Source organism: Nocardia sp. NPDC050799 (assembly GCF_040654015.1).
GTDB lineage: Bacteria > Actinomycetota > Actinomycetes > Mycobacteriales > Mycobacteriaceae > Nocardia.
In genome coordinates this window covers 318-12,822 of record NZ_JBFAHF010000011.1, presented here as the reverse complement: position 1 = coordinate 12,822, position 12,505 = coordinate 318, and the positions used below count along the sequence as shown (strand labels likewise).

At 68.5% G+C, this 12,505-nt stretch carries 11 protein-coding genes; 5 read left to right on the top strand and 6 right to left on the bottom strand.

Translation table 11 applies throughout. The features are described 5' to 3' along the window. Positions 1 to 298 precede the first annotated feature (298 nt). Positions 299 to 1,399 (bottom strand): alcohol dehydrogenase catalytic domain-containing protein, encoded by a 1,101-nt coding sequence (locus tag AB0H42_RS13510; RefSeq protein WP_357054588.1) that lies wholly within the window; start codon positions 1,397 to 1,399, stop codon positions 299 to 301. 138 nt (positions 1,400 to 1,537) lie between these two features. Here AB0H42_RS13510 and AB0H42_RS13505 point away from each other — a divergent pair, with 138 nt between their 5' ends. Further along, positions 1,538 to 1,933 carry a VOC family protein gene (locus tag AB0H42_RS13505; RefSeq protein WP_357054585.1) on the top strand — a complete coding sequence of 132 codons (396 nt, stop codon included), beginning with the start codon at positions 1,538 to 1,540 and terminating at the stop codon, positions 1,931 to 1,933. 2 nt (positions 1,934 to 1,935) lie between these two features. On the opposite strand, the gene AB0H42_RS13500 is transcribed toward AB0H42_RS13505, so the two are convergent. Continuing rightward, positions 1,936 to 3,135, bottom strand: a complete 1,200-nt coding sequence (locus AB0H42_RS13500) for an MFS transporter (RefSeq protein ID WP_357054582.1) — start codon at positions 3,133 to 3,135, stop codon at positions 1,936 to 1,938. Between the two features lie 91 nt (positions 3,136 to 3,226). Between AB0H42_RS13500 and AB0H42_RS13495 the strand changes: the two genes are divergently transcribed. Further along, positions 3,227 to 3,565, top strand: coding sequence for a helix-turn-helix domain-containing protein (locus tag AB0H42_RS13495; RefSeq protein ID WP_357054579.1), 339 nt, complete (start codon positions 3,227 to 3,229; stop codon positions 3,563 to 3,565). Between the two features lie 99 nt (positions 3,566 to 3,664). Here the strand turns inward: AB0H42_RS13495 and AB0H42_RS13490 are convergent, their stop codons facing one another. The 4 genes from AB0H42_RS13490 to AB0H42_RS13475 form a co-directional block, all read right to left on the bottom strand. After that, positions 3,665 to 4,975 carry a pitrilysin family protein gene (locus tag AB0H42_RS13490; RefSeq protein WP_357055089.1) on the bottom strand — a complete coding sequence of 437 codons (1,311 nt, stop codon included), beginning with the start codon at positions 4,973 to 4,975 and terminating at the stop codon, positions 3,665 to 3,667. Between the two features lie 79 nt (positions 4,976 to 5,054). Then, a complete protein-coding gene (locus tag AB0H42_RS13485; RefSeq protein ID WP_357054576.1) occupies positions 5,055 to 7,352 on the bottom strand; it encodes a polyribonucleotide nucleotidyltransferase in 2,298 nt (765 codons plus the stop codon). A gap of 399 nt (positions 7,353 to 7,751) precedes the next feature. Beyond that, entirely contained in the window at positions 7,752 to 8,021 is a 270-nt protein-coding gene (gene rpsO / locus AB0H42_RS13480; protein WP_030521700.1) for a 30S ribosomal protein S15, read from the bottom strand. Positions 8,022 to 8,207: 186 nt separating this feature from the next. After that, positions 8,208 to 9,173, bottom strand: a complete 966-nt coding sequence (locus AB0H42_RS13475; RefSeq protein WP_357054573.1) for a bifunctional riboflavin kinase/FAD synthetase — start codon at positions 9,171 to 9,173, stop codon at positions 8,208 to 8,210. A gap of 272 nt (positions 9,174 to 9,445) precedes the next feature. On the opposite strand from AB0H42_RS13475, the gene AB0H42_RS13470 reads away from it, so the two are divergent. From AB0H42_RS13470 to AB0H42_RS13460, 3 genes are all read left to right on the top strand, one after another. After that, complete coding sequence (locus AB0H42_RS13470) at positions 9,446 to 10,189, top strand: metal-dependent transcriptional regulator (RefSeq protein ID WP_357054570.1); 744 nt, start codon at positions 9,446 to 9,448, stop codon at positions 10,187 to 10,189. 251 nt (positions 10,190 to 10,440) lie between these two features. Further along, positions 10,441 to 11,688 carry an aminotransferase class III-fold pyridoxal phosphate-dependent enzyme gene (locus tag AB0H42_RS13465; protein ID WP_357054566.1) on the top strand — a complete coding sequence of 416 codons (1,248 nt, stop codon included), beginning with the start codon at positions 10,441 to 10,443 and terminating at the stop codon, positions 11,686 to 11,688. A gap of 63 nt (positions 11,689 to 11,751) precedes the next feature. After that, complete coding sequence (locus tag AB0H42_RS13460; RefSeq protein WP_357054563.1) at positions 11,752 to 12,246, top strand: DUF3830 family protein; 495 nt, start codon at positions 11,752 to 11,754, stop codon at positions 12,244 to 12,246. Positions 12,247 to 12,505 lie beyond the last annotated feature (259 nt).

Below are 12,505 nucleotides of genomic sequence, written 5' to 3'. Positions count from 1 at the left end.
GCTCGCCTCCCGCCAAAGGCGGGATGGGGCGGGCTCGACCTTGTGACCCTCGCTGAACCCGGCGCCTGGCGGGTGTGTCCTGTTCGTGACGGAATCAGGTGGGCGGTCCGCGGATCAGACCGATCGGATTCCTGCCGGCGCCCACATCATGCTCCGAAGTGCAGCGCCGGTGGTCGGGACCCGCTCGGTTCCCGCGCGGCGGAGCGAAGAAGCGCAGCGGCCCCGAGCGACGGCGTGCATCACCCGGGCTCACGAGGGCCGCGACTCCCTGGCGCCGACCGCGCTGTCATGCCACAGCTCAGAAGATGATCACTTGGCGGAGGGCGTGTCCGGCGGCGAGCTCGTCCATGGCGCCGTTGATATCCGCCAGCCCGATCCGGGCGGAGATCAGTTTTTCCACCGGGAGCCGGCCGTCGCGCCACATCCGGACGTATTCGGGGATATCACGCGACGGGACCGCCGATCCGAGGTAGCTGCCGACGATCGAACGGCCCTGGGCCACCAGGCCCAGGGGTGAGATGGTCGCGCGGGCGTCGGGGGCGGGCAGGCCCACCGTCACGGTGACACCGCCGGGCGCGGTGGCCGCGACCGCGCTTTCGAAGGCCCGGGCGGCGCCGACCGCTTCGACGACGACTTCCGCCTGGATACCTTCGTCGGCGACTTCGGCGGGCGTGTACGCGCTCCCGGCCCCGAGCTCGCGGGCCAGCGCCAGTTTGTCCGGGACCGTGTCGACGGCGATGACCTCCCGGACACCCAGGGAGACCGCCACCAGGACGGCCGCCATGCCCACACCGCCGAGGCCGACCACCATGACCCGGTCGGTCGCGGCCGGTTTCGCCGAGTTCAGCAGGGCTCCACCGCCGGTCAGGACCGCGCAGCCGAGCACGGCGGCGACTTCCGGCGGCACGTCGTCGTCCACCGGCACCACGGAACGCCGGTCCACCACCGCGTGGGTCGCGAACCCGGAGACTCCGAGGTGGTGCTGTACTTCGGCGCCGTCGCGGTGTAGTCGGCGGCCGCCACCGAGCAGTTCGCCCGCGTTGTTGGCCGCGCTGCCGGGAATACACGGGGTCCGGCCGCCGGAGGCGCATCCGGCGCATTCGCCGCAGCGCGGAAGGAAGGTCATCGCGACCCGCCGGCCGACGGGCAGGTCTACGCCGGGACCCGCCTGGACGACCTTGCCTGCGGCTTCGTGTCCGAGCAGCATCGGCACCGGTCGCACCCGGTTGCCGTCGACCACCGAGAGGTCGGAGTGGCAGAGGCCGGCGGCTTCGATGCGCACCAGGATCTCGCCGGGCCCCGGGTCGGCGAGGTCGAGTTCGCTGATGGTGATCGGCGCCGACTCGGCGTACGGCACCGGCGCGCCGATCCGTTCCAGGACTGCCCCACGAATTCTCATGCTCACCACGGTAGGCCGCGCTCGGGTTTCGATCATGATCCGGTTCGGACTATTCTCCTGTGCCGTGATGGTGCTCCCGTTGGCCGCCTTGTACCGAGCCCGGGGTCGGGACCATCACGACTTCGAGGAGATATTCCTTTGTCCGTTCAGTTCAACCACACCATTGTCGGGTGCCGTGACAACCGCGAATCGGCCGAATTCTGGGGCGATATCCTGGGCGTGGAACCAGGCGCCCCATGGGGCCACTTCATTCCACTGGTCACCGGCAACGGGGTCACGTTCGATTTCGCGAACGTCCCTCCGCATATCACCGAAATCCAGGGCCAGCACTACGCGTTCCTGATCTCGGAGCAGGAGTTCGACGCCGCCTACGCCAAGATCCAGCGGTACGGTCTCGCGCACTGGGCCGACCCGCAGCAGAAAGCCGCGGGCGAGATCAACCACAACGACGGTGGTCGCGGCGTCTACTTCTTGGACCCCAGCGGTCACTATGTGGAGTTGATCACCGTGCCCTACGGGGGATGGCCGGCGTAGCCCTACCGGGTGCCGCGGCGCAATCCCAGCGTCGCGGCACCCAGGCAGGCCACCGCGACGACGCCCACGAACCAGGGGAACACCGTATGCAGGCCCCAGGTGGTGGCGGCCCAGCCCGCGAGGACGGTCGGCAGCGCCATGGAGGTGTAGGCGAGCAGGTAGTAGGCCGACATGGTCTCGCCCCGCCGGTGTTCGGGCACCACATGGGAGAGGTGGCGCAGCGACCCGCCGAATCCGAGTCCGAAGGTGCCACCGAGCAGGACACCGGCCGCCAGTACCGCGACCCAGTTGTGCGTACCCAGCGCGGGCACGGTCAGGATCAGGGCGGCGGCCATTCCGATATCGCCGCCGACGGCCGCGCGCCGGGCCGGGATAGCGGTGGCGAACAACTGGACGAGCGCGGCCGCCGTCGCGGTCGCCGCCACCACGACCCCGCCGAAGACGAGGTTGTGGATACCGGTCTGCTGCGCGGCCAGCGACGGATACAGCGACAGCAGCACGCCGAGCACCGACCACGCGGCCATGACCCCCATCGCCGCGAACCAGAAATCGGCGCGGATCTCGCGGGGTACGGCGGGACGGGCGATGCGGATCCGGCCGGCGACCCGCGCCGCGTGCGGTTCGCGTAATGCCAGTACCCCGGCGGTGACGAGCAGGCAGACGATGCTGATCACCACATACGGTGTGCGCAGCGGATGGGGTGCGTACTGGGCCAGCAGCGCCGAGCCCATGATGGCCACCGCCATGCCCACATTGAACGCGACGCCGGTGAGCTGACCCGAGCGCGCGCCGCGATGCGGTCGCAGGTCGAGCAGCGCCGCCGCCCCGGCGACCACGGTGGCACCGACGGCCATCCCGTGCAGGGCGCGGGCGAGCAGCAGCATGGGCACGGTATCGGCGAGGACGAACACCACCAGGCCGGCGATCATCACCGCGAACGCCCCGAGCAGGACCGGTTTGCGCCCGACCACATCAGAGATCCGGCCCGAGACGAGGACGGCGCCGAGGGCCGCGATCGCGTAGACCGCGAAGACGACGGTGGTGGTCAGCGGGGAGAGATGCCACTGCTGTTCGTAGAGACCGTAGAGCGGGGCCGGTACACCGGACACCCCGAGCGCGACCCCCGTCGCGCCGAGGACGAGACCGTAGGCCCAGGGTTGAATCGTTCTGTCGTCGGTGAGTACCGCCGCTGTCGCTGCCATGAGAACCCCGAAACAGGTAAGTTTGACGTTGATCGAACTGCATCGAGCCTAAACCGAGGTTCGATGATCATCAAACCCAAGCGAGTAGATCATGACGCAGACCACACCGACCACGGATACCCCGGCCCCGGTCGCCCCGCTTCCCGTGGTCCTGGCCGCGCTCCAGGACCCGGTGCGCCTGGAAATGGTCCGCCGCCTGTACAACGCGGACGACGCCATACGCTGCGCCGCCCTCTACGAAGTGATCAACAAGTCGACCGCCACCCACCACTTCAAGGTGCTGCGCGAGGCCGGTGTCATCGAACGCCTGATGATCGACGGACAAACCCATCAGCGATTGCGCATCGCCGACCTCGACCGGACCCTGCCCGGCCTGCTGGACTCCGTCGTCGGCGCCGCCAATCGCGCGGCCCCCCGCCGAGAAGACTGACGGCCGAGCGGGCGAGGCGGCCGGCGCGGCCGCTCGTCTCACGGCCGTAACCGCCTGAAGCACCGAACCGGGCGAGACCCGGTATTCGAGCCGAGTCGTTCAGTTCGCGGCGAGTCCGCGCACCGGCGCCGGGAGATCGCGGACCCGCTGATACGGCCCCGCCACCGACGCGGCGAACGGCCGGGACAGCAGCGCCGCCGCGACCTCGCCGACCTCCTCGGTGGTCACCGCGTCGATCCGGGCCAGCGTCTCGGACACACTGCGGTGGTTGCCGTAGCTGAGCTCACTGCGGCCGATCCGGTTCATCCGGGACGCCGAATCCTCCAGCCCCAGCACCAGCCCGCCGCGCAGCGAACCCTTGGCCCGGGCACATTCGGCATCGGTGATACCGTCCGCGGCGATCTCCTCGAGCACCCCGCGGGCCAGCGTCGCCACCTCACCGAGATTCTCCGGCTGGCAGCCCAGATACACCGAGAACGCGCCGGTATCGGCGAAGGTATCCACACTGGAGTACACCGAGTACGCGAGCCCGCGTTCCTCCCGGATCCGCTGGAACAGCCGGGAACTGAGGCCGCCGCCGACCACCGTGTTGAGCACCGACAGCGGCCACCGCAGCTGTCCTTCGTGGCGGCCGTAGGCCCGCACCCCGAACACCAGATGCGCCTGTTCGCTGTCCCGGTTGGACCAGGTCAGCCTCGGCTCGTCCCGGGTACGGAACCGGCCCTCGCGCCGCGGTGCGGGCAGCGCGCCAGGGTCGAGCCGGCCGGCGACCGCGCGATGTACCAGCTCCACGGTGTGCTCGTGCTCGATATTGCCCGCCACCGCGACGACCATCCGGTCGGGGGTGTAGCGACGCTGATGAAAGGAACGCAGCTGGCTCGCGCGCATCCCCTCGATGGATTCCACCGAGCCGATGATCGGCCGTCCGATCGGGTGATCACCGAACAGCGCGGTGAGGAAGGCGTCACCGACGAGATCCTCCGGATCGTCGTCGCGCATCGCGATCTCCTCCAGCACGACATGCCGTTCCACATCGACATCGGCCGCCCGGCACAGGCCGTTGAGCACCACATCGGTGACCAGGTCCACCGCCAGCGGCAGATCCTCGTCCACCACGTGGGCGTAGTAGCAGGTCTGCTCCTTGGCGGTGAACGCGTTGAGTTCGCCGCCGACGGCATCCATGGCCTCGGCGATATCCAGCGCCGAACGGCTCGGCGTGGCCTTGAACAGCAAATGTTCCAGGAAATGCGCGGCACCGGCGACGGTCGGGCCCTCGTCGCGCGAGCCGACTCCCACCCATACGCCGATGGACGCCGACCGCACGCCGGGTACGTGCTCGGTCACCACGCGCAGACCACCCGGCAGGACGGTACGCCGTACTCCGTAGTCGATATCGACCGTTTCGCCGATCCGCCACGCCGATGACGAACCCCCCTGCCCACTCGGGCGCAGGGGGGCCGTCGTTTTCTGCTCCGTCACACGACCAGTACTACTCGGTCGCCGCCGCGTCCGCATCGGCGGGCGCCTCGTCGGCGGTCTCGTCGACAGGGATCAGCGAGATCTTGCCGCGGTTGTCGATATCGGCGATCTCCACGCGCAGTTTGTCGCCGACGTTCACCACGTCCTCGACCTTGGCCACGCGCTTGCCGTTGCCCAGCTTGGAGATGTGCACCAGACCGTCCCGACCCGGCAGCAGCGAGACGAACGCACCGAAGGCGGTGGTCTTGACCACGGTGCCGAGGAACCGCTCGCCGACCTTGGGCAGCTGCGGGTTGGCGATCGCGTTGATCGCGTCGATCGCTGCCTGTGCCGACGGGCCGTCGGTGGCCCCGACGAACACGGTGCCATCGTCCTCGATGGAGATGTTGGCGCCGGTGTCCTCGGTGATCTGGTTGATCATCTTGCCCTTGGGGCCGATGACCTCACCGATCTTGTCGACCGGGATCTTGATGGCGGTGACGCGCGGCGCGTACGGGCTCATCTCGTCCGGGGTGGTGATGGCCTCGGCCATCACATCCAGGATGGTGGTGCGGGCGTCGTGCGCCTGGCTCAGCGCGCCGGCCAGCACCTGCGAGGGGATACCGTCCAGCTTGGTGTCGAGCTGCAGGGCGGTGACGAAACCCCGGGTACCGGCGACCTTGAAGTCCATATCGCCGAAAGCGTCCTCGGCCCCGAGGATATCGGTCAGCGCCACATAGCGGACCTCCTGCGCGCCGGTCTCGTTGGTGACGGTGTCCGAGACCAGGCCCATGGCGATACCCGCAACCGGCGCCTTCAGCGGCACACCGGCATTGAGCAGCGACAGGGTCGAGGCGCAGACCGACCCCATCGAGGTCGAACCGTTGGAGCTCAGCGCCTCCGACACCTGCCGGATCGCGTACGGGAACTCCTCCTGGCTCGGCAGCACCGGCATCAGCGCCCGCTCGGCCAGCGCGCCATGGCCGATCTCGCGGCGCTTGGGCGAACCGACACGGCCGGTTTCACCGGTCGAGTACGGCGGGAAGTTGTAGTGGTGCATGTAGCGCTTGGAGGTTTCCGGGCCGAGCGAATCGACCTGCTGCGCCATCTTGACCATATCGAGGGTGGTCACACCCATGATCTGGGTTTCGCCGCGCTCGAACAGCGCCGAACCGTGGGCCCGCGGCACCACGGCGACCTCGGCCGACAGCGCCCGGATATCGGCCAGACCGCGGCCGTCGATGCGGAAACCGTCGGTGAGGATGCGCTGCCGGACCAGCTTCTTGGTGACCGAGCGGAACGCGGCCCCCAGCTCCTTCTCCCGGCCCTCGAACGATTCGCCGAGGCGGGACAGCACGTCGAGTTTGATCTCGTCGATCTTCTCGTCGCGCTCCTGCTTACCGGCGATGTTCAGCGCTTCCGACAGCGGCGCCTTCGCGGCGTCTTCGACGGCGGCGTACGCGTCGTCGGCGTACGGCGGGAACAGCGGGAATTCCTCGGTGGGCTTGGCCGCGAGCTCGGCCAGGTCCTGCTGCGCCCGGCACAGCCGCGCGATGAACGGTTTGGCGGCCTCGAGTCCCTCGGCGACCACGGCCTCGGTCGGCGCCTGCGCGCCCCCGTCGATCAGCGCGATCACATTGTCGGTGGCTTCGGCCTCGACCATCATGATCGCCACATCACCGGTCTCGGTGACCCGGCCGGCCACGACCATATCGAAAACAGCCTTCTCCAGCTGCTCGACGGTCGGGAAAGCGACCCACTGGCCACCCGCGGCGGTACCCACGGCCGGATCATTGATCAGGGCGACGCGCACGCCGCCGACCGGACCGGAGAACGGCAGGCCCGAGAGCTGGGTGGACGCCGACGCCGCGTTGATGGCGACCACGTCGTAGAGATCCTGGGGATCCAGGCTCAGCACGGTCACCACGACCTGGATCTCGTTGCGCAGGCCGTCGACGAACGACGGGCGCAGCGGCCGGTCGATCAGCCGGCAGGTGAGGATCGCGTCGGTGGAGGGACGGCCCTCACGGCGGAAGAACGAACCGGGGATCCGGCCCGCCGCGTACATCCGCTCCTCGACATCGACGGTCAGCGGGAAGAAGTCGAACTGGTCCTTGGGGTGCTTACCGGCGGTGGTCGCCGACAGCAGCATGGTTTCGTCGTCCAGGTAGGCGACGACCGATCCGGCGGCTTGTTTCGCGAGCCGGCCCGTCTCGAAGCGAACCGTGCGGGTGCCGAACGCGCCGTTGTCGATCAGCGCGACGGATTCGAAAACACCCGGTTCGACCTCGATGGCCGAGCTCTTCGAGCGTTCAATCGTTTCTGGCATTTCTCTGTTCTCAACCTCTCGTCTCGCCGGATACAGCGCCCGGTGGCGCGATCCGGCTGTGTCAGCCGTACCAGGTTCGAACGCGGCGCGTCGGCGGAACCGCGGTGACCGTCGGGGTCAGCGGTGGCCGTATTCGTGCTGCGGCGCGTACACCCGGCCGGGCTCCCCTTGGAGCCGGCGACGCGGAGGCGGTCATCGATCGAAGCTCTCCGGCATATCACGTCCGGGCCGAAAAGCCACTACCGAAGACCGACGCCACGAGCGCGGGTGTGCACGGCTGGTTCTGTCGTTCCGTGCCCGGGAGACCCCCGGTACACGAAAATGCCGACGAGGCGATTGTATGCGCCCCGTCGGCATACGTACCGCCCGGCTCAAGGAACCGGGCGTGTTCAAGATCGATCAGCGCCGCAGGCCGAGGCGTTCGATCAGGCTGCGGTAGCGGTTGATGTCGTTGTTCTGCAGATACTTCGACAGCCGCTTGCGGCGGCCGATCAGCGCCATCAACCCGTGGCGGGTGTGGTGATCGTGCTTGTGCACCTTCAGGTGCTCGGTGATATCGGAGATACGCTTGGTCAGCAGCGCGATCTGGGCCTCCGGCGAACCGGTGTCCGTCTCATGCAGACCGTACTCCGCGAGAATGGTCTTCTTCTGCTCGGTGGTCAGCGCCATGGGGCATCCACTCCTGTTTTCTCAGTTCCGCGCACAAGGCCCGGGGACCGCAGCACTCGATATTCACCGACAGCGCATATCGTGATGATCCGGCCGGATATCCGGGATGGGTGCCGCCGCGGACCGCAGCAGACCCGACGGGCCACCCTACCCGAGCCGTCACCACCCGCCCGCACCGGGCCGGGTTCAGCTTCCGGAACCGAGCACCTTGCGGGTCGCGTCCACATCCCGGCCCATGACCGCGACCAGTTCGTCGACCGAATCGAATTTCCGCATCCCGCGCAGATGGTCCACGAAATCCACGGCCACATGCTGCCCGTAGAGATCGGCCTCGCGGTCCAGGACGTAGGCCTCGACCGTCCGGGCCCGGCCGGAGAAGGTCGGGTTGGTGCCGACCGAGATCGCGGCCATCACGGGCTCGCCGGGAGTCACGGTGCCGATGGTCGGCCCGGGGCCCAGCACGGTGAACCATCCCGCGTAGACCCCGTCGGCCGGGATGGCGGCATGCATGGGGGGTGCGACATTGGCCGTGGGAAAACCCAGCGTGCGGCCGCGGCCGTCGCCGCGCACCACCACACCCTCGACCCGGTGCGGGCGGCCCAGCGCGTCGGCGGCGGCGGCCATATCGCCGGCGTCGACACAGGCGCGGATATAGGTGGAGGAGAAGGTGACGGCATGCTCGCCCAGCAAGGTCACGCCGTCGACCTCGAACCCGAACCGGCCGCCGAGTTCGCGCATGGTCTCCACGGTGCCCGCGGCCTTCTTGCCGAAGGTGAAATTGTCGCCGACCACCACTTCGCTGACATGCAACCGCTCCACAAGCAGATCGTGCACGTACTCGCCGGGGGTGAGCTTCATGAAGTCGTGGGTGAAGGGCATGACGCAGAAGACGTCGACGCCCAGCTCCTCGGCGAGTTCGGCGCGCCGGGTGAGCGTGGTGAGCTGCGCCGGATGGGAACCGGGCCGGATCACCTCCATGGGGTGCGGATCGAAAGTCATCAGTACCGCCGGGACACCACGGGCGGCAGCGGACTTCACCGCCCGGCTGATCAACTGCGCGTGTCCGCGATGAACACCGTCGAACACGCCGATCGTGAGAACGCACCGCCCCCAGTCCGCGGGTACGTCGTCGAGACTTCGCCACCTCTGCACAGACGCCAAGCCTACGCAAACATGCGGCCGTACCGTATTCGGGTGCGGCCGGTGTTCTCCTGCGCAACGCCCGGGCGAACACCGGGTTTCCCGGAGACTGCGCAATATGCGTACCTCCGCATCCGCTCCGGCCGTGCGCATCCACATGCCGACGACCGCACACAACCACCCACCCGAACGAAACCTCGGCGTACCTCCGCATCCGCTCCGGCCGTGCGCGTACTGCGGGTGGGCTACGCCCACCAGCGCCATCTAGGTGTTGTGCCACGGAAATGCTTAAGCTCGTGATTGTGCCCGGAAAACGAGATATCGCCACCCGACGGGACCTCGCCGACGCCGGGGAATCGGTCACTCCGGGACTGTCGTCGGTGGCCCAGGACTATCTGAAAGTCATCTGGACCGCCCAGGAGTGGTCGCAGGAGCGGGTGAGTACCAAACTGCTCGCCGAGCGGATCGGCGTCTCCGCCTCCACGGTGTCGGAGGCCGTGCGCAAATTATCGGACCAGGGCCTGGTCGAGCACGCCCGGTACGGCTCCATCACCCTGACCGAGGACGGCCGCCGCGCCGCCATCGATATGGTGCGCAGGCACCGCTTGATCGAAACCTTCCTGGTGAGCGAGCTGGGTTACGGCTGGGACGAGGTGCACGACGAGGCGGAGATCCTCGAACACGCGGTCTCGGATCTGCTGATGGCCCGGATCGACGCGAAACTCGGGTTCCCCGATCGGGATCCACACGGTGACCCGATCCCGTCGGTGGACGGTGCGGTACCCACGCCGCACGCGCGCCGGTTGAGCGATTTCGAGGCCGGTGAGTCGGGCCGGGTGGCCCGTATCTCCGATGCCGATCCGGAGATGCTGCGGTACTTCGATTCGGTGGGAATCGCCCTGGACACGGTGATCGTCGTGGTGGAGCGGCGAGATTTCGCGGGCACCATCGCGGTGCGGATCGGGCGCGAGAAATCCCTCACCGATCTGGGCAGTATCGCCGCCGAGGCCATCTGGCTGCGGGAATGATCCCGGACCCGCCGCGACCGGAGCGGACGGCCGGGGCGCGCACATAGCGCACCGCCGCGCGACACGCGGGCGACGACCGGCCGGCCGAACGGATCCACCGCCAACCCACCCGGCGTGAACCATTGCCGCGGGCAGTGCCGCCGTGCTATTCATATTGTCAACAATCCGACAATTTCCGAGTGGCTTCCACTCGGCCTCGCACACCCGTCGGTCCGGCGCGCCGCACCGACTGTCCCGGGAGGCGGAACACCATGGCCGAACTTTCTCCGATCCTGAAGCAGGCCACACCGGTCACCGTCGATCACGGCGCCGGCTGCTACCTCTACGATGTCGACGGCCGCCGGTTTCTCGACTTCACCGCCGGTATCGGCGTCACCAGCACCGGCCACTGCCATCCCCGGGTCGTCGCAGCGGCGCAGGAGCAGGTCGGCAAGCTGATCCACGGCCAGTACACCACCGTGATGCACCGGCCGATGCTGGAACTGACCGAACGCCTGGGCAGCGTGCTGCCCGCGGGACTCGACTCGGTGTTCTACGCCAACTCCGGCAGCGAAGCCGTCGAAGCGGCACTGCGGCTGGCCCGCCAGGCCACCGGCCGGCCCAATGTGATCGTCTTCCACGGTGGTTTCCACGGCCGCACCGTCGCCGCCGCCACCATGACCACCTCCGGCACCCGCTTCTCCGCCGGTTTCGGCCCCCTGATGTCGGGCGTGCACGTAGCGCCCTTCCCCACCGCCTTCCGGTACGGCTGGACCGAGGCCGAGGCCACCGCCTTCGCGCTGCGCGAACTCGACTACCTCTTCGCCACCCTCACCTCCCCCGCGGAAACCGCCGCGTTCATCGTGGAGCCCGTACTCGGCGAAGGCGGCTACATCCCGGGCAACCGCGAGTTCTTCCAGGGCCTGCGCGAGCGCGCCGACCGCTACGGCATCCTGCTGATCTTCGACGAGATCCAGACCGGCTTCGGCCGCACCGGGAAGTTCTTCGGCCACCAGCATTTCGACGTCCGCCCCGATGTGATCACCATGGCGAAAGGTCTGGCCAGTGGCTTCCCCATCTCCGGGATCGCCGCTTCCGCAGAGTTGATGAGCAAGGCGTGGCCCGGATCGCAGGGCGGCACCTACGGCGGTAACGCCGTGGCCTGCGCGGCCGCCCTGGCCACCCTCGACGTGATCGAATCGGAAGGGCTGGTCGAGAACGCGGCGGTCCGCGGCGAACAGCTGCTGGCCGGTGTGCGCGCGGCCGAAACGAAAGCCGTCGGCGACGTCCGGGGTCTCGGCCTGCTGGTGGGCTCGGAGTTCATCACCCCCGACGGCACCCCGGACCGGGAAACCGCCACCGCCGCACAGCAGCTGGCCGCTACCAAGGGCCTGTTGCTACTGACCTGCGGCGCCCATATGAACGTGGTGCGGATGATCCCGCCGCTCATCGTCTCCGAGGCCCAGATCGCCGACGCCCTGACCATCTGGTCCGAGGTCCTCGCCGAACTGGGCGGCTGACCCCGCTCGCGAAATCCCCGGCAACGTCGCCGGACCCCACCCGTACGACGCCAGGACGGATCGATGGCCCGCTACCTCACGATCACCCTCACCAAGACCGGACTCACCTGCCGCGCCCGCCTGCTCGACGACGAAGCGCCGCGCACCTGCGCCGCGGTATGGGAGGCCCTCCCCCAGGAAGGGGATGCCTTCCACGCCAAGTACGCCCGCAACGAGCTGTACACGCTGGTGCCCCGGATCCCCGGCGCCCCGCACCGGGAGAACCCCACGGTCACCCCGATCCCGGGTGACGTCTGCCTGTTCGATTTCGAACCCTGGGAGATCGGCAATCCCGCCTACGGGTACGAATCGGGGTCGACCGCCCACCACGAACAGGGCGCCACCGATCTCGCACTGTTCTACGGCCGCAACAACCTGCTCATCAACGGCGATCTGGGCTGGGTGCCCGGCAATGTCTTCGCCACCATCGAGGAGGGGCTGCCGGAACTGGCCGCCGCCTGCAACACGCTGTGGCTGCACGGCGTCGCCGGGGAAACGCTCGCCTTCGCCCGGGCCTGAAAACAGCACACACGGTCGGTGAAAGTGGGCCGGCCCGCGACGGCGAAAAGCAGGCCGGCTCACGACAGCGAAAAGGCGAACCGGGCCCCATGAGGTGGGTACACGACACCGGCGCGCGATAGCCGAGATGCGGGCCTGCTCGTGAAGGTGCTGTGTTTATTTGCGCGCCTTCGGCGCGCGGGGTTGAGGCCCCCTTGGTCTCGCCGTTTCGGCCTCGAGACTCGCGCCTTCGGCGCATGCGCTTTCGAGGCCGAAACGG